The 16692-nt window shown below is 43.9% G+C and carries 17 protein-coding genes; 9 read left to right on the top strand and 8 right to left on the bottom strand.

Translation table 11 applies throughout. From position 1 onward, the window contains the following. Positions 1–286: 286 nt before the first annotated feature. On the top strand, positions 287–529 hold the full coding sequence (locus H6F66_RS23725; RefSeq protein ID WP_190426453.1) for a hypothetical protein: 243 nt from the start codon (positions 287–289) through the stop codon (positions 527–529). A gap of 130 nt (positions 530–659) precedes the next feature. Here H6F66_RS23725 and H6F66_RS23730 read toward each other — a convergent pair whose 3' ends face one another. Then, complete coding sequence (locus tag H6F66_RS23730; RefSeq protein ID WP_190426455.1) at positions 660–1241, bottom strand: Uma2 family endonuclease; 582 nt, start codon at positions 1239–1241, stop codon at positions 660–662. Between the two features lie 70 nt (positions 1242–1311). Here H6F66_RS23730 and H6F66_RS23735 point away from each other — a divergent pair, with 70 nt between their 5' ends. Further along, positions 1312–1455 carry a hypothetical protein gene (locus tag H6F66_RS23735; protein ID WP_190426456.1) on the top strand — a complete coding sequence of 48 codons (144 nt, stop codon included), beginning with the start codon at positions 1312–1314 and terminating at the stop codon, positions 1453–1455. A 155-nt stretch (positions 1456–1610) separates the two neighbouring features. Here H6F66_RS23735 and H6F66_RS23740 read toward each other — a convergent pair whose 3' ends face one another. The 4 genes from H6F66_RS23740 to H6F66_RS23755 form a co-directional block, all read right to left on the bottom strand. Next, a complete protein-coding gene (locus H6F66_RS23740) occupies positions 1611–2099 on the bottom strand; it encodes a hypothetical protein (RefSeq protein ID WP_190426458.1) in 489 nt (162 codons plus the stop codon). A gap of 688 nt (positions 2100–2787) precedes the next feature. Next, positions 2788–3279: a peptidoglycan-binding protein gene (locus H6F66_RS23745; RefSeq protein WP_190426462.1), complete on the bottom strand. Its 492-nt coding sequence runs from the start codon at positions 3277–3279 to the stop codon at positions 2788–2790. 182 nt (positions 3280–3461) lie between these two features. After that, on the bottom strand, positions 3462–4190 hold the full coding sequence (locus H6F66_RS23750; protein ID WP_190426465.1) for a DUF3891 family protein: 729 nt from the start codon (positions 4188–4190) through the stop codon (positions 3462–3464). A 260-nt stretch (positions 4191–4450) separates the two neighbouring features. Beyond that, positions 4451–4768, bottom strand: a complete 318-nt coding sequence (locus tag H6F66_RS23755) for a hypothetical protein (RefSeq protein ID WP_190426468.1) — start codon at positions 4766–4768, stop codon at positions 4451–4453. Positions 4769–5084: 316 nt separating this feature from the next. Between H6F66_RS23755 and H6F66_RS23760 the strand changes: the two genes are divergently transcribed. From H6F66_RS23760 to H6F66_RS23770, 3 genes are all read left to right on the top strand, one after another. Beyond that, entirely contained in the window at positions 5085–5522 is a 438-nt protein-coding gene (locus H6F66_RS23760; RefSeq protein WP_190426471.1) for a secondary thiamine-phosphate synthase enzyme YjbQ, read from the top strand. Between the two features lie 151 nt (positions 5523–5673). Continuing rightward, positions 5674–6186 (top strand): DUF3122 domain-containing protein, encoded by a 513-nt coding sequence (locus H6F66_RS23765; protein WP_190426474.1) that lies wholly within the window; start codon positions 5674–5676, stop codon positions 6184–6186. A gap of 397 nt (positions 6187–6583) precedes the next feature. Beyond that, positions 6584–9901 carry a hypothetical protein gene (locus H6F66_RS23770; protein WP_190426476.1) on the top strand — a complete coding sequence of 1106 codons (3318 nt, stop codon included), beginning with the start codon at positions 6584–6586 and terminating at the stop codon, positions 9899–9901. A gap of 163 nt (positions 9902–10064) precedes the next feature. Here H6F66_RS23770 and H6F66_RS23775 read toward each other — a convergent pair whose 3' ends face one another. Both H6F66_RS23775 and H6F66_RS23780 read right to left on the bottom strand, forming a co-directional pair. Beyond that, complete coding sequence (locus H6F66_RS23775) at positions 10065–10670, bottom strand: glutathione S-transferase family protein (protein ID WP_190426479.1); 606 nt, start codon at positions 10668–10670, stop codon at positions 10065–10067. A 50-nt stretch (positions 10671–10720) separates the two neighbouring features. Continuing rightward, on the bottom strand, positions 10721–11218 hold the full coding sequence (locus H6F66_RS23780) for a hypothetical protein (protein ID WP_190426482.1): 498 nt from the start codon (positions 11216–11218) through the stop codon (positions 10721–10723). Positions 11219–11393: 175 nt separating this feature from the next. Between H6F66_RS23780 and H6F66_RS23785 the strand changes: the two genes are divergently transcribed. From H6F66_RS23785 to H6F66_RS29095, 4 genes are all read left to right on the top strand, one after another. Beyond that, positions 11394–12680, top strand: a complete 1287-nt coding sequence (locus H6F66_RS23785; RefSeq protein ID WP_190426483.1) for an NB-ARC domain-containing protein — start codon at positions 11394–11396, stop codon at positions 12678–12680. Between the two features lie 912 nt (positions 12681–13592). After that, positions 13593–14573 carry a metallophosphoesterase gene (locus H6F66_RS27865; RefSeq protein WP_199295441.1) on the top strand — a complete coding sequence of 327 codons (981 nt, stop codon included), beginning with the start codon at positions 13593–13595 and terminating at the stop codon, positions 14571–14573. Positions 14574–14581: 8 nt separating this feature from the next. After that, entirely contained in the window at positions 14582–15556 is a 975-nt protein-coding gene (locus tag H6F66_RS23795) for a WD40 repeat domain-containing protein (protein ID WP_190426576.1), read from the top strand. A 6-nt stretch (positions 15557–15562) separates the two neighbouring features. Continuing rightward, the gene (locus tag H6F66_RS29095) at positions 15563–15697 is read left to right on the top strand and encodes a hypothetical protein (RefSeq protein WP_277873959.1); all 135 of its coding nucleotides are present in this window, start codon (positions 15563–15565) and stop codon (positions 15695–15697) included. Between the two features lie 60 nt (positions 15698–15757). Here H6F66_RS29095 and H6F66_RS23800 read toward each other — a convergent pair whose 3' ends face one another. Further along, positions 15758–16660 carry a S1 RNA-binding domain-containing protein gene (locus tag H6F66_RS23800; protein WP_190426489.1) on the bottom strand — a complete coding sequence of 301 codons (903 nt, stop codon included), beginning with the start codon at positions 16658–16660 and terminating at the stop codon, positions 15758–15760. Positions 16661–16692: the final 32 nt, after the last annotated feature.

The following is a 16692-nucleotide window of genomic DNA, read 5'->3' on the forward strand; positions in this document are numbered from 1 at the left end:
GAAGTATGAGCCATTGATTTGACTGATTTGTGTAGTTACTTACTAGCCTAAATCAAGCTCTGCTTCCCTCCTGATTTACGTTTCACCCCTAAGCAGTTTTGTCAGTCAACCAAGGAACATGGGTGATAGCATCAGGGAAGTTTAGATCGACTCTTAAACGCGGATAAACTCACGCGGACTGTATCCTAGTTCTAGGCAACGCTTGATTCAGAGCAATTCAATACTCAGCCAGCATCCGGGTTAATTGTCCAGTAGGCTGCAACTTACGCTAACTCTATTGCTACTTATGCTAAAAACTGTCGAAGGCATTTATCAGAATGGACAAATTAAACTGGTCGAACTGCCGCAGGATGTAAGCGATCGCACCCAAGTTCTGATCACCTTTCTCGATCCTGGCAAAATCGATCCCACCAAAGTGCGTCAATTAATCGAGCAGTTGGAAACGATTGCAGGCATTCAGCAAGGCTTTGAGGAACTAGAGCGCGGTCAAAATCGCCCTATTGGCGATTTCATGACTTGCCTTCAGTAGAGAGTAAACGTGACTCAGCAAACCTTTACAAATGTTGGGTTTCGTTGAATAGCATACGGTTTTTGGGTTAATTGTTTTCACTGAATTAGTTTCAGAATCGTTTGGGAAAAGATAGCGATCGCGCTCATATTCACGCATCAGCATTCTGAAGTCCAGGGACTTTTCGATAGATGGAAGCAATATCGCAGCGAATACCTATACTTGCGAAGTAAACTTCATCTCCTTGGCGGTAAACTTGAGAAACCCAATCGCCTGAATCGGAAAGGCGAAAACACTCGACGCTCATCTGAGATTGATTAATTAACACATATTCTCGTAAAGATGGCGACGTTTGATAGTCAGCAAATTTTTCCCCTCTGTCAAAAGCTGCTGTTGAGGGAGATAGCACTTCAACGACCAAAATGGGATAGAGGATGAAGTCATCTGTAGAGTTTGTATCCCGCTCATCGCAAGTTACTGCGACATCGGGATAGTAATAGCAGTCTGCTGACTCAAGCCGGACTTTGATATCTGAAGAAAGAACAATGCAGGGGCTATCTTCAAGGTGATTGTTGAACAAAGTGACTAAGTTGCCAGCAATAATGATATGAGGCTTCTTTGCCCCTACCATTGCATAAACTTGTCCTCGCCTATATTCATGTTTGATAGGGCTGACTCGCTCTCCTTCTAGGTAATCTTCTCTTGAGATGTAGAAGTTTTTGCTAATAGTCATTGGGTAGCTTTTCAGAATGAGTTGCTATTTTAATAAGCTGTAAATCTGATTGTGTATCGCATTGCGAAATTTGGTTTCGGATTCAGGCGAGATGAGAAAAGAGCGATCGCTCCAGCCATACATCGCAACAGATGGCATTTATCAGAACAGACCAATTGAACTGGTTGAACTGCCGCAGGATGCGATCGCTTGCATGGTTGCAGTGCGGGGATAGTGAATTTTATCGCTGAGAGCAACTTTCTCGGCATTCGTCAAAGGCTGTTTGCTCGTCTCGATAGTATGGCATCCTACACTCTCCCCAACTTGATAGCCTATGGTTATCAAAAAAAGTGGCAAGCGATCGCACTTTACAGTCTAATAAAGAGCAACCTAGCTGGAATGGAACAAACGCCGTCGCATTGCCTGCAAATAAGCAAAAACGGGGAATTGATAATACTCAACAACCACACTGACGACAAAAGCCAGATGAGACAAAAAGGTTAACCCCATCCAGAAAAGGGGAACCCAAGACAAGGAACTTCCTGGTATTGGCGGGAAAATATACGCAGACAGAGCAATCAACGATGTCGGCAATATTACTAATGCGATCGCTGCTAACCCAACACCCCAACCCAACTCAGCATCATTGCGCGTAGCGTTTTGCCAACGCCGACCATTCCAGCGCCAACTCAGAGGTTGGGAACTATCTGCCATTTTCAACGATTGTTGACGCGAGTCAACTGTGAAAATGTGGCGGCAAAAATTACAAGCCACCGCCTCCATCAACGGCATCTCTGAAATTTGACCCTGCCGACATACTGGACAGCTATAAACGCCGCCAGACTTGAAATCGTTCGCTAAATCTTTTGAATTCGACATAAACTTAACAACTAGCGGACGTATTCGGCACTGGTAGACGTGCCTTTCAAGCGCTCTGTCAAACAGTATAACTATCTCAGAAGACAGACAACCAAAATTGAGATATTGCCAGAGATAGATCAAAAGTCGGCTGCGCGTTATTCCTCCGGTTTGAGGAAGTTTCCGCCCTTAGAACGAGAGCTAAAAATTTAATTAAAGTTATTCTAATAAAAGAAGAAACACAGCACTGGATGGACGTTATACCGCAGTGGTCTAGAATCAAACATCGAAGGAGAGCGACCGTCAGATGTAAGAACAGTGCTAATAACTAACAGGTAGAGATGTTGTGGAGTTTTTGTCGCTTCCTCCACTTTGTTACTATCGATGAGAGGCGCAATCCTCTATCAGAGCGGTCTTAGATAGTAACCGTCAGATGCCATATAATAAACTACATTTAAAAGTACAGGTGGGAATCGGTTAATGATTCCCACCTGTACTTTAGAATTTGTACGCTTAAAAATTGATTTTGTAGGTAGGCATTGCTCACAAAACACAGTCTAAGTTTTACCTAAAATAAGGCAACACTATAGCGTTTTTTAGTTAGGTGGAGTATATCGCAATTCTGGCCTTCGGACGACCTGGGTAGAGACATGGCAATGCCATGTCTCTAAAGATGTATCGCACCCAACCCTTAAATTGCTATAGATAATCAACAGCCTACTAAAGTAGATTTAAACTTGCTTAGTCCATACCAAGTTTTTTCGCCTACGATTCCATCCGCTAGTAGTCCGCTGCGTCTTTGAAAAGATTTTACACCTGCTTCGGTAACTGGCCCGAATATACCGTTAGCTTCTTGCTGAAAGTTTCCTGTTAGCGCCAGGGCATTTTGTAGCGTGACAACTGCTTTCCCCTGCATTCCTCTTTTCAAAACTGGCATATTAACTGGTGCGCCAGTGTAAAGAGATTGCCAGGTTAATTGACCGACGATACCATCTTCTTTGAGAAAAACCCAATTTTGAAAAACAATTACAGCATACTCTACTTCTTCATTAAAAATACCATCAATGGCTCCATAGTAAGCATTGCGAGCTGTTAGAAGTTTTTGCAATTCTGTGACTGCTGTCCCTTTGCTACCTAATCTGAGTATGGGCTTATTGAGTTGAGCGGTGGCGGTTGATTGATTAGATTGTGTAGCTGGCATAGTTGGTTGTCCTTGAAATTTGTTTTCTACAATTCCAAAGTAATCTTTGCGATCGCTCTCCCACCTCGCACAACCAGGTCATATGATGGAGTATTTCAATATACCTCTAGCAGCTCACCCATTAGCAGGAAGTATAAAAATGGGGTGGGTTATAAAGCCACACCCCACAAAAAATACATTTGTCAACTCTTGACAAATGTCCACTCCAACAACTCAATCGGTGCAGTCTGAAGCGCTTCTGTGAGTTCCTCGCTTTTGTCAAATTTCACTTGGCTGAGGTAGGAAGCTTCCACATTGACAGTAAATTCTTCTTTCTCAAAAGGCCAAGGTTTCACGGTGACATTGCCATCGCTAAGCTTTATCACGTCGTAGCGCTTGCCATCTGGCCCCTTGCTGATTTCCAAGGCACGCACACCATCTGGTAACTTGCGGGTGCAGAGGATCAGCGAGAGGCGATCGCACCATTGAAAAAACGCATAAGCTTTTTCGGCTTCCTCTTTTTTAATCTTCAACTCCTGTCGCCATTTCTTTTGGTTTTCTAGTTGTTCGTCCAGAAAACTGTCCAATTCCGGTGATTCTCCCCGTTTGCCTTCATTCAAAAAGCTGACGTGCATAGAAATCAGCATTGCCACCCACCGTCCCCGGTATCGGGAATTATTCGTCAGTTCTCTCAGCTTTGGAAGAGAAGTTTTCTTATCAACGGTAAAGTCTAAGGGTGCGCCCGCTTCGGTGATGTTGTCGCCTTCCCATTCGCGTTCTAGATCGTCGTGATGGGAAATCGCCGCCACTGTCTCTATCAAGCGTTCTGGGCGATATTTTCTATGCCAGTTTCCCGCTATTTCAGCAGCCAGCAAAGCATGGGCGCGATGGTAAATTACTTCCCAACCTGTCTCTGTAAGGTTAGCAATCACGAAAATCTATCTCCGGTTAATAATTCCAGATATATATTTTCGTGGAACGGGCATTTTGCCTGCCACTACCAAAGGATACAGTAAACTGAGGTTGGGTTGATGCGAACCTTACGCAACCATCTGACGCATTTGTTGACTATAACAATCCTATTTAAGTTGTGAACGAGTATTCCCCCTGGTGTAGGGACACGTCACTGCCGTGTCCCTACAGGGTTTCAAGAATCATTTAGGATTGGTATATTCTTAAATTTATCTCGCCGCTAGCTGTCTTCTACCTCAAGTAGACCCACCGTGACAGCCCAAAAAGCAAAAGCCAAAACTATTGGCATTGGCGACTTCAAGAAATAACTTAAAATAACAGCTATTATTGTTGCGATCGCTGCCCCGATCGACCACCATTTTTCCTCCCCACTCAATCCTTTTTTAGCTTTGATCGAGCGCATGACTTTCGGAGGAATTGGCTCAGGCATCACGGCTCCCGGAGGGAAAGCCCAGTAGTTATAAGCCTCAAACACTACATCTGTCCAGCCGTTCTCTTCACACCATTCGTAAATCCATTCATCGCAATAATGCTTCATCTGATGACTTCCTCCCCCGTAAGATATATAAATTGTTTAAAAAGTGTATCTTAACCCAAAAAGACTTTTTACCTGGCCAGCCAATTGTTAAAACATATTAAAAGTTTTTGTCGGCGTTGACCGTCACTCAAACAAGGTATCTTTACTTGAAGAGGCTAACAAAACCCAGCTTCTTACAACAAAAAAAGATACTAAATTTTACTTGTGAGCTTTCCAATGTACCACACCCAACCACCTGAAGCAGCGTCAGTCCAGCCAAAGCCAGCTTACGCGATCGCTTTTCGCGCTAACACCAGAATTGGTAGCAGGTGACAAGATGCAAATTATTAACAAACTCATTGAAGTAGAAACCGACAAGGGCATTGGCATTTATAATATTACGCCTCAAATCGAGAAACTTCTTCATCTAACCTCAGTTAGAAATGGTCAAGTTCTAGTTTTTTCTCGCCACACGACGACAGCTCTAGCTATCAACGAAAATGAAGAAAGATTGCTGGAAGATGTCAAAATCCACTTGGAAAAGTTAGCGCCTCCTTCCGGAAGCTACCTACATAACGATCTACACTTACGAGATGTGCCTGATGATGAACCCATCAACGCTCACTCTCACCTGATGGCAATGATGCTCAGTACCAGTGAGGTGATTCCTATCGTAGATGGTAAATTGGCTCTAGGAACTTGGCAATCCATCTTATTTTTTGAGTTGGATGGTTCCCGGAAAAGGAGTGTATCTGTGCAAATCTCCGGGGAATAAACCGTTGTTGAAAACCAATAATGTAGGTTGGGCCCTTGGAACCTCACCCAACATTAACATAGGTTTGATGGGTAACGCTTAGTCAGTCTACCTATCCTACAAATAATTAGATCCATCTACTTATCTAAAATCCTTGCATCCAAAATTAAAAATGGTATTAGGGTGGCGAATCTTTATCGGAGTTGGCTTGTGCATTTACCTAATCTTAGGTAATTCAGCACCAGCTTTTGCTTCTATCCACACATATCCAGAATCTCCCACACAAGTAATGTACCGCTCCAAACAAAGTTTGCGGGATGTTAAAGATCAAGCATGGCAAGTTGTACTGTTTAAGCGACTCAAGATGGGTGAGGTGGACTGTGTGCATCTACGTTTAGTAGGATTTCCTGGGATTGCTGAACTGGCGCACCCCAAGCCGTTAACAATTACAGCTGGGACTGGGGAAGTTTGGACGGCTGCTGATGTGTTAAATGAATCATTGTTGCCTCCCAATGTAGGAGAATATGACCTATTAAAAGTGATGACTGATTTGGACTCTAACACCCCTCTGCGGTTGAATTTACCCCTCAAAGGTGGGCTTTCGGTAGACTTGCTCGTTCCTCCTTTTGGCGTGCGCGAGTGGCGGTTATTAATGGATACACAAATGGATACACAAGTAGAGTAGCTGTAGGGTGGAATAGTGTTGATTTAAGCCCTGAACTAAACTTCAGGCTAAAAGCTAAAACCCGTAAAACGGGTTTAAAGGCTTACTCAGTAAGCTTTAGCTTACTTTAGCTTCTCGCTGTGAAATTTATTTCCAGGCTCCTTGCGTCAGTTCCATTGAGCTGTAGGGTGCGCTACGCCGCAAGCGAAGCGAAATATACGCCCACAGGCTCAAGCCTCGATGCTCCGCAAACTAAGCGTTGACTTTAGTTGTCAGGCGTTTTTACTAAAAGTTGGAGCAAAAAAGCTCATAATGTATTATATGTAACCAAAACCCTACAACATTGGCTTCTCTGCTGAATGACAATAAGTAATAGTAGGCTAAGCCTGTTTTTGTCAAAAACAGCGGAGATGAGTTTATGTACATTTATCGCACCTATCTGTTCACCCAGAAGGCGCTGCGCTATGGTATTCAGGCTCAAGTAGATAGTTTATCTGTCGAACTTGAACCCCTGCGGAGTGATGAAGCGCAGGCACGTTTTGAGCGTGTGTACCCTTACTTGAAGCGGAGAGGGGAAAACAATTTACGCATAGTTGCCAGAATCCGACAGGTACAAGACTACCAAGTGCTATGCTTACTAGACATTTTTCTACGCGGCTCTAAGGAATACAAAAAATTCCTGCGAAACCCAGAGGAATACGGCGCTAAGCATCTGGATTCTCGATTGGATGAGGAAGAACTAACTAACTGGCTTTCCCAGAGGGAACTCAGTGCGATCGCTACCTCTGGATCGCGTTCATTGCTTCCAGAGAATTTGCTTCCCTGGTTGGAACCTCCAAGCTGGGAGATGGAAAACGACAGGAACTTTTGGACAATTATCTACGAAAGCGAGGAATGGATCGCCCGTTTCAAAAATCCTGAGATTAGAGAATACGAGGAAAATTTTTATCATCTTATCTCGGAGATTGAGGGAAATATCATTAATGCCGAAGGATTTTCTCAATGGCAAGGCGTATATTTGTACGGAAAAAATGATTTTTATGTGCTATTCAGCAAAATAGAAACTGCTGATACCCCACCTCGACAAGTATTATTTCTCTTGGCTATTTTCAGCCGCAGGCCATCTATAGAAGAAATAGCGCAAATAGGGAAATCCACAAACTTATTTTCTGGTTCTAAGAATGTTTTATCTAGTCAGTTAACGCTGGATGAACTAACTCCTTTTGCGCGGCGCTCTTACCCAAGCTACTTACTTACAGATAAACAAAGTTGGCTTACCATTCAGCAAGGAGCAGAGGTAAATTTAGCTCTTTCAGCAGAAGAGGAGGCAATCCTAAACTCTGTTTCAACTTCAGCAGCACAGAAGAATTGGTTGCCGCTTTTTCTAAATGGACGTGCAGGTAGCGGAAAATCTACCATGTTGCTGTACTTGTTTGCTGATTATTGTTATCGAAAATATTACCACGAACGGGGAATAGAATTGCCAGGAAATCCCCTGTTTCTTACTTACAATAAGCGCTTACTAGAAGTTGCCAAAGAATTTGTGCGCTGTCTGCACGCATTCCATCACCGATTTTTGTCACACAGAATGGCAGGCGGTGATTTGCCTGATGTGAGTGCTTTCTTTCAACAGTTTGGGACATTTCTTTTAAATTTACTGCCAAAAGAGGAGCGGGAACAGCCTTTTGGGAATACGCTGCGCGATCGCTTCGATTCTCAAAAGTACATTTCCTTCCATCGCTTTCGACAGCTTTACAGAGATTTAAAGCTACCACAAGCACAGATTTATTCCCCAGAACTTTGCTGGCACGCCATTAGAACCTTCATCAAAGGTCATAGCCTCAGATTTATGACACCTGAAGACTATCAGGAAGAAGTACCTGTTCAAGAACGCACCATTCCAGTTACTCAGTTTCAAGAAATTTACAAAACTATCTGGTTGCGTTGGTATAAGAGATTAACTACCGAGGAAGGCTACTGGGACGATCAAGATTTGATCAGAAAAGTTTTGGAACTCAAGTGTTACCGTCCTGAATATACTGCCATTTTCTGCGACGAAGCTCAAGATTTCACTAAGCTAGAGCTTCAGTTAATTATGCGCCTGTCTGTCTTCTCTCAATATGATTTGGGATACCAAACTCCCTGTTTACCTTTTGCCTTTGCTGGAGATCCTTTTCAAACTTTAAACCCGACAGGATTTCGTTGGGAAAGCGTCCAAGCAGCTTTTTACAACGAGGTAATTACAGCACTCGATCCGGCACATAGATTAAATCTGCGAATGAACTTTCCGGAGTTGAAATCTAATTATCGCTCTTGCGCTCGTGTGGTACAAGTTATTAACCTGATTCAGTTGTGTCGTCAGGTTCTATTTAAAATTCCGCAACTTCAACCGCAAACGGCATGGAAAAAAGACCATTTTCCAGAACCACAAAAATTTATTATTGGTCGAAATATTACAACAAAAGAACTCAAACGTTACCTAAGGGACACAATTATTATTGTGCCTTGCGAAGAAGGTGGTGAGCTTTCCTATGCTCAAAATGATGAAGTGCTTTCGCAGATTTTGGCAGAGGGAGTGGAATCAGAACCGCTGAAAAATGTATTGAGTGCCAGCGCCGTTAAAGGGCTGGAATTTAAACGAGTAATTCTCTACAAGTTTGGCGAAGAATGTTACCGAGATGTTTGGAAGTTAGCCAGCAGTCCGGAAGATGCTAAAAAGCTGCCATCGGAACGTTTGTATGAATTTGAATTTTTCTTTAATAAGCTCTACGTGGCGGCTTCTAGAGCAAAAGAGCTGCTGTTTATAGTCGATTCTCAAGTAGGAGATCAGCGACTTTGGAGGTTTATAGAAAACAATTTAGAGGCGCTTTTACAGCATTCGCAAATCCCAGTTTGGCGAGAAAATGTTCAACCTGTACACCTGGGAACTTGTGAAAGCGCACGGAATCTGGAGGAAGATGACTGGCGTTCTATTGCATTGGAGTTTGAGACAAGGGGGATAAATTCCGAAGATCCAGATTTTATGCGACGTGCCAGACAATGTTATAGCGATCGCGGCGAAACTAGGAAAGCAGAAATATGTGAAGCTAGGGCGCTAAAATTTGAACAGAGATTTGCCGAAGCTGGTCAAACTTTTCTCGATCTTGGGATGGCAAATGAGGCTTGGGAGTGCTTTTTAGAGGGGATGTGCTGGAAACAGTTGGTGCAGCAATTTGACAAACCCCCGAAGGGTAAAGAATTGGAGCGTCAACTTGCCATTTTTATGCTAAGACAGCCGAGTCTTGATACCCTAAAAAGCTTCACCCAATTTCTTCAAAACTGCATAAAAAATAAGCTGTTAGACGAGAGTACGCGCAACAGTCGCCAGTGGAGAACAGCGATAGAAGAGTATGCTAAGGCAATTGGAAGTTTAGTCAGCGGAGCTAACTTGCACCGACTCCAATGGCAACGGTTTGGCGAAGTTCTGGAAGCCTTGGGAGAAGACTCGCAAGAAATGCTTTATCGTGCTGGAACCTGCTTTTATCGCGCCAAGAATTATGAAGGTGCAGTGCAATGCTGGGAAGGCTGCTATGCTGTCCGCCAGCGTAAATATTATTTGGCGAAAGCAGAGGTGTTGGGTTTCCCGGCTGGGTTGGAATTTTTAGCAAGAGCCGGAGAACGCGATCGCATACTTAAAGAATGGCACAAAGTTGGCAGGCCTCACACTCATTTCTGGCTCAAATATGTCGCCCAATGATATAAAGCGCGAGGGTATATCCGAGTAAAAATACCTGGCGATTGGAAATCGCGGCTACACAAACGAAGCCTGCCTCCGCAGGCTGAATTGAGTCCGCGCAGGCGGACTTTTTTTGTGGAGCATCGAGACTTCCCGCCTGTGAGCGTGCTACCGCAATTACTAATTAAGATTGGGTAATACTAATGTGTCGAGGTTGCGATTTAACTCTTTCTATCCAACCATTTATAGCCGGAAATTTTGTCAAATCAAATCCGCCTTCATCAGCTACATGGGTATAAGCAAACAACCCAATATCAGCAATAGTGTAACGTTCTCCTACAAAAAAATCGTTGTTCGTTAAATGTTTTTCCATTACATCTAACGCTGCATAACCAGGTTCCCGTTTTTGATTTAGTGCATCTCGATATTCCTCTGCCTTGCCAAGAATAGAAATCCAAAATCTAGAGGTGGCGATAAAAGGCTCGTGGCTATACTGTTCAAAAAATAACCATTGCAACACTTTTGCCTTTTCAAAATTGTCCTTTGGTAAAAAATCAGTACCTTCACTCAGATAAAACAGAATAGCGTTAGATTCCGCAATAAATTGACCTGATTGGGTTTCTAAAACTGGAATCCGCCCATTGGGATTTTTGCTTAAAAATTCTGGAGTCCGAGTTTCACCTTTGAGAATATTCAGTTCTACGCTCTCAAAGGGAATTTCTAGTTGTGTCAATAAAAGACGAATTTTGTAACAATTACCAGAGGAAAAAAATTGATACAATTTGAGCATAATTATACCTATGCTTTGAGGCTAATTTTACGGAGGCGATATCCTGCTGGTTATTTCCAGAGACGAGGCGCGATCGCAGCTAAGAGCAACAAAAATATAATTTCCAGTAAATAACTTATAAAAACGCTGCGATTGAGCAAACCATCCCACAGATAACCGTGACGTTTTGGGGTAGGTGTACGCTTAAAGGCACGCGCCCAGCCGCCAAAAATCGCCGGGCTGCGGAGATGATAATCGTTGCTCAGGATAGTTTCAATCTCGATGACGCGAGGATAAAAGCCGCGTTGAAAGTGTTTCCATTGACTTTCAAGTATCCAAAAAAATAGGGGAATAGAGCAACCAATAATCGCGATCGCGCCTGATTTTTGCTGTAGCATCAAACTTATAACAGCCCCAGTACCAGTAATACCAAGAGCTTTAATCACCCAGATTTGCTTGTTATAGTCTTCGATAGTGTTTTGCAGAAAAAAGTATTCCTGTTTGAGTAGTTCTAGCTCTGATGTATTCGGTGGCTGGGGTTGAGAGTCGGCGGGTGGTGGGTTAGACATTGGGCAGGTCAGAGGATACTGAGATTAAGATAAATCAGGGCATTACGCCACGGGTAGCTGACACTAGGACTTTTCAATTTTGCCCTATGTTTGCCAAGAGTTTAAACCTGGGAATTGATTAAAGACGGATCGGGGCGATCGCATTCTCCTCAACTTAGCTATATTTTCACTCAGCATGATCGACTGGAAGCCATACCTAGAAGCCCTTTGCAATCAATACGCCCAATGGTGGAAAGTCTACACGCTGACGGATGTAGTCGGACGCCAGCGAGTTGAGGTGGAATCACCGCTACTGCTTGATTTTATGGTGGAGACGGTGCAACCTGCCAAGGAACAACCGGGCGAAGCACAGCAGAAAACTGAGCGTTTGGGGGTGCTGGAAGGGTTGCGGAAGTATGCCGCAGATCATGTGTTGTTGGTGGGGCGTCCTGGTTCCGGGAAATCGACGGCATTGGCGCGGTTGTTGTTGGAGGAAGCGCAAGCCAGCCGGGAAATTAATTTCCCGGCTGATAGCGAAAGTCGTCTAAAGACGACTCAATCCGCTGCACTTAGTCCGTTGAAACGGACTTCAGCTATGAGCCAGGGAATTGATTCCCTGGCGGATTCGCGCATCCCTGTGTTGGTAGAATTGCGCTACTACCAAACCTCCGTCCTAGACTTAATTCGGGACTTCTTGAAACAGCATGGATTGTTTCTCAACACTTCCGAGATTGAAAGGCTGCTGTTCGAGAAGCGATTTTTGCTGCTGGTGGATGGCATCAATGAATTGCCCTGGGAAGCTGCTAGGCGGGATTTGAAGGCTTTTCGCCAGACGAATGCTGCCACGCCGATGATTTTCACGACGCGGGATTTGGGGGTGGGGGGCGACTTAGATATTGCCAAGAAGCTGGAAATGCAACCCCTGAGTGAAGCGCAGATGCAGCAGTTTGTCCGCGCCTATCTGCCCCAGCAGGGAGAGCAGATGTTGAGGCAGTTGGGCAGTCGGTTGCGAGAGTTGGGAGAAACACCTCTGCTGTTGTGGATGCTGTGTTCCCTATTTAAGGCGAGAGGGAAGGTGCCGCCGAATCTGGCTTTGGTGTTTCGCCAGTTCGGATTAAGTTATGACCGCAAACTCAAACAGGATATCCTAATTTCTAAGGAGTCTCGCCGTTGGTGGCATCGGCTGTTGGAACAGTTAGCCTGGGTGATGACTTCTGGGAAAGAGAAGACAGAGTTGCAAGTTGCCATTCCCAGGCAGAAAGCCCAAGCGGTACTGACGGAATTTTTGGCAGGTAAGGTGGCTCATCCAGAGGATTGCGCCTTCTGTTGTCTGGAGGATTTACTCAACCATCACTTGATTCAACTGGGGGCAGGCAACCAAATTGAATTTCGGCACCAACTGATTCAGGAATATTACATGGCAGAAAGCTTGCTGAAGTTATTACCGAGTCTCAGCTATAAAAAATCTCAAAAACCGAAGTAACCTATGTATTTATTATTTGTATTGGAAATGCTTTTTATATTATGTTTATATATAAAGTTAGGGCATATAAAAATTGGAAAGTATTCACTTTTTAACTCTATAGTTTTATTTTTAACTATTATTGGGTGGTCAACAATAACTTATGTAGCCTTGTTTACCGATTATAAGGAGGAGACAAAAATACAAACAGTAGAAATCAATATACCAAATCAGGTAGAAATACCCCCATTAGCTTTCCCTGAGCCTGTACGCAAAGAGATCGAAAAGCAAACTTTTCCAGGTAAAGTTCTTTTCAATTTTCCCAAAAAAATGGAAATTGGAAAACCTCAAAGGATTGAAGTACGGATTGCTCCAGAAGCTAGCTCAAATATTAAATCAGAACTGAGAGGCAATGGAATTCCTGAAACAGAAAACATTAAAATAGGTTCATTTATGAATTTACAGCTAAGAAGTGATAAATTTAATATAGAATCAATAAGCAATCCAGAACAGCCAATAGCAGACTTAGACGTCCCCATAACAAATTTAAATTTTACTGAGTGGAATTGGTATGTAACTCCCAAAGAGTTTGGGAAAAATTTCCTTTTACTCAAAATTACAGTAGTAATAAAGGTTCCCGCTTATAAAGATGTAGAGATAAACTACCCTGTACGAGAAATTCCAATAATAGTTACATCTAATCCAATCTACTCAGCTAACAATTTTATAAAACAATACTGGCTATGGATTTTGAGTTTAATCGCTGTTTTAGTTTCATTTGTATGGATTGTAAAAACTATAAATAAGATTATTTTCATATATTCTAAACAAGATAGGCTTGATCCTTCCACTCCCTACTCTGAAACTCTTGAGAAAGCTAACCTTAGAGCTAGCCAACTTACTGAAGAGAAGTTCCAACCGATATACTCCAAGATGCACATTCTTCACCTCTCCGACCTCCACTTCGGCACCTCCGACCAAGCCAACCTTTGGTCTAACCAACTCGCAGCAGATTTATACAACGAACTCAACATCTCTCACCTAGACGCCCTCATCCTCTCCGGCGACATCGCCAACTACTCCACAGAGGAAGAATACAAAGCTGCTAAAGAATTCGTAGACGAGCTTACCAAAGAATTCCAGATAAAACGCCCCCAAATTATCATCGTTCCTGGCAACCATGATCTCAATCGGGAACTCGGTGACAAAGCTTACTCCTCTAACAACGACCAACCTAAACCCGATCTGACCCTACACCAAAGGCGATTTGACAATTTCAGAAACTTCTATCAAGCAATCAAAGGAGAATATTATCCTTTGGAGTACGAGCATCAAGGAATTTTGTACCACTTACCCAAGCAAAAACTGCTAATTTTGGGTCTGAATTCTGCTTGGAAACTTGATCGCTCCCAAAAAATCGATGCCGATATTAATCCCCAAGCTCTCACCAACGCTCTTAATAGAATTCGGGATAATGAAGACTTGTACCAAGACTGCCTGAAAATAGCTGTGTGGCACCATCCTCTCAATAGCGCTGGTGAAGATCGCATCAAAGATCGTGGCTTTATGGAGAGGTTAGCACAAGCAGGCTTCCGCCTCGCTCTTCATGGACATATCCACACAGCAACCAAGGATTTATACCGCTACGATCATGCTTCCAATTCTACTGGGCGTAAACTTGATATTGTTTGTGCTGGCACCTTTGGCGCACATACAAAAGATTTAGTTCCAGGCTATCCTTGGCAATACAATTTATTGCAGCTAGAAGGTAACAAACTAAAAGTTAATACCCGTCGTCGCGAAGAACCTAACGGAACCTGGAAACCTGATACTCGTTGGCTCCAAGGTGCCGGACAAAACTCCTTGCCTTACTACGAAATTGAGCTGTACGAGGAACCAACCGCAAACCCTTAGAGAGCCTACTGTCGTCTTCTGGCACAGCGTCAGTAGGCTCAAATAAAAACACATGGAGTTGCGATCACACCCTTACAGGACATACAGACGCAGTTAGGTCAGTTGCCATTAGTCCGGATAATCAGATTCTCGCCACCGGAAGTTTTGACACGATAATCAAGTTGTGGCGTTTGAATACAGGGAAGCTAATCGATACCCTTACTGGACACTCAGGCACAGTTACTTCTCTTGCCTTCAGCCCCGATGGGCAAACCCTTGCCAGTGCCAGCGCATATCCGGACAGCACTATCAAGCTATGGCATCCCAGCACCGGGAGATTAACTCGCACCCTCCAGCAGGGTTCAGTCATAACTTTGTCGGTTTGGTCTCTAGCCTTCAGCCCCGATGGGCAAACCCTCGCCAGTAGCCACAATGACAGCAGCATTAAGCTGTGGCAACCGCCTACTGGTGAACTATTGCACACTTTCAAAGGGCATTCTTGGGCGGCTTGGTCTGTAGCCTTCAGCCCCGATGGGCGCACCCTTGCCAGTGGTAGCTGGGACGGTACCATTAAGCTGTGGCATCTGCGTACTAGGGAACTGAAAAGCACCCTCAATGGGTCTTCAAATTGGTTAGGTGTGGTTCAATCCTTTTTCAGAGAGGGTCATGAGGTTCTCTGTGTGGCTATAAGTCCCGATGGAAAAATCCTCGCTAGCTGCGGTAGAGACAAGACAGTCAAGCTGTGGCGCATGAATACGGGAGAACTGAGAAGCACTCTCACGGGGCATTCCGATGAAATTTATTCAGTCGCCATCAGTCCCAATGGACAGATTCTCGCCAGCGGCAGCGCTGACAATACCATCAGGATTTGGAATTTACATACTGAAGAACTGTTGTACGTCCTTACGGGGCATTCAGACAAAGTTTATTCTGTTGCTTTTAGCTGTGATGGGCAAACTTTAGTCAGTGCCAGTGCGGATATGACAATCAAGATTTGGCGATGAGGTTGAGTGACTACATCAGCATGGATTTCAGAGAGTGCGATCGCACTCTTCACTTCCAGGCATAAAGAACACCGATCGCCTTATGACATCAACAAAAATGCGATCGCATTCCTTTATCAAAAATGCGATCGCATTCCTTAGTCAAAAATGCGATCGCATTCCTTAGTCAAAAATGCGATCGCACTCCTATCTTCCTAAGACCTATCTCGTAAGATTCTTCCTGGCACGTTCGGCACGCGCTTCGGCTGATTCCATCACCTCAGTCATATTTTCCATCATTTCGCCGGGGTGATTTTCTAACACTCTGGTAGACAAAGAAACGCGACCTTTTCCTTCATCCAGGTCAATAATTATTGCCTTAATTAACTGCCCCACTTGAAACACTTTTTCAAGAGATTCTACAAAAGTTTGGCTTACCTGTTTGATGTGCAGTAAACCTGTTACGCCCTCTAAATCAACAAACACACCAAAAGGCTTGATACCAGTAATTTTGCCTTCAATTAGTTGTCCTACTTCTAATAGGTTAAAGCTGGCAGAACGAGTGGCTTCCCGTTGAGAAAGTACAAGTTTGTTGGTGTCGGGAGAAACTTCTAAAAAGCTGGCAGTCAGTTTTTCACCAATTAGAGCATCTAGATTATCACGGTCAATCAGGTGCGATCGCGGAATAAATCCCCGCAACCCCTGCACATCTACCGTGATACCCCCTTTATTCACGCCACTAACTCGTACTTGCACTGTTTTGCCGCCTTCGAGCATTTCCGCAAGGTTATCCCACGCTTGCTTGATTTCCATCTGCCGCACTGAAAGTGTCATTTGACCATCCGCATCTTGCTCTCGGATAATCAGAAAATCTCTTTCTTCTTGCAACGGCAACACTACAGATAAGTCTGTTACCCGTCTCAATGAAGCCTCTTCCAAGGGGACAAAAGCTAGAGACTTGCCGCCAATATCAACATACGCGCCATTGCTTTCGTGGTTTTCCACCCTGCCGCGCACTACCTGTCCTCTTTGAAACTGGTAGTCGTGTTGTTCGAGGGCTTTGGCAAAATCATCCATTGAAAAAGACGGTTTTGCATCTTGAGAAGGGGTCGATTTGGAATTCATGACCGATAAAGTGTGAAGTGTAAAAGTATCAG

The sequence above is a fragment of the Trichocoleus sp. FACHB-6 genome, from assembly GCF_014695815.1.
Classification (GTDB): Bacteria; Cyanobacteriota; Cyanobacteriia; order Cyanobacteriales; family FACHB-T130; genus Funiculus; species Funiculus sociatus.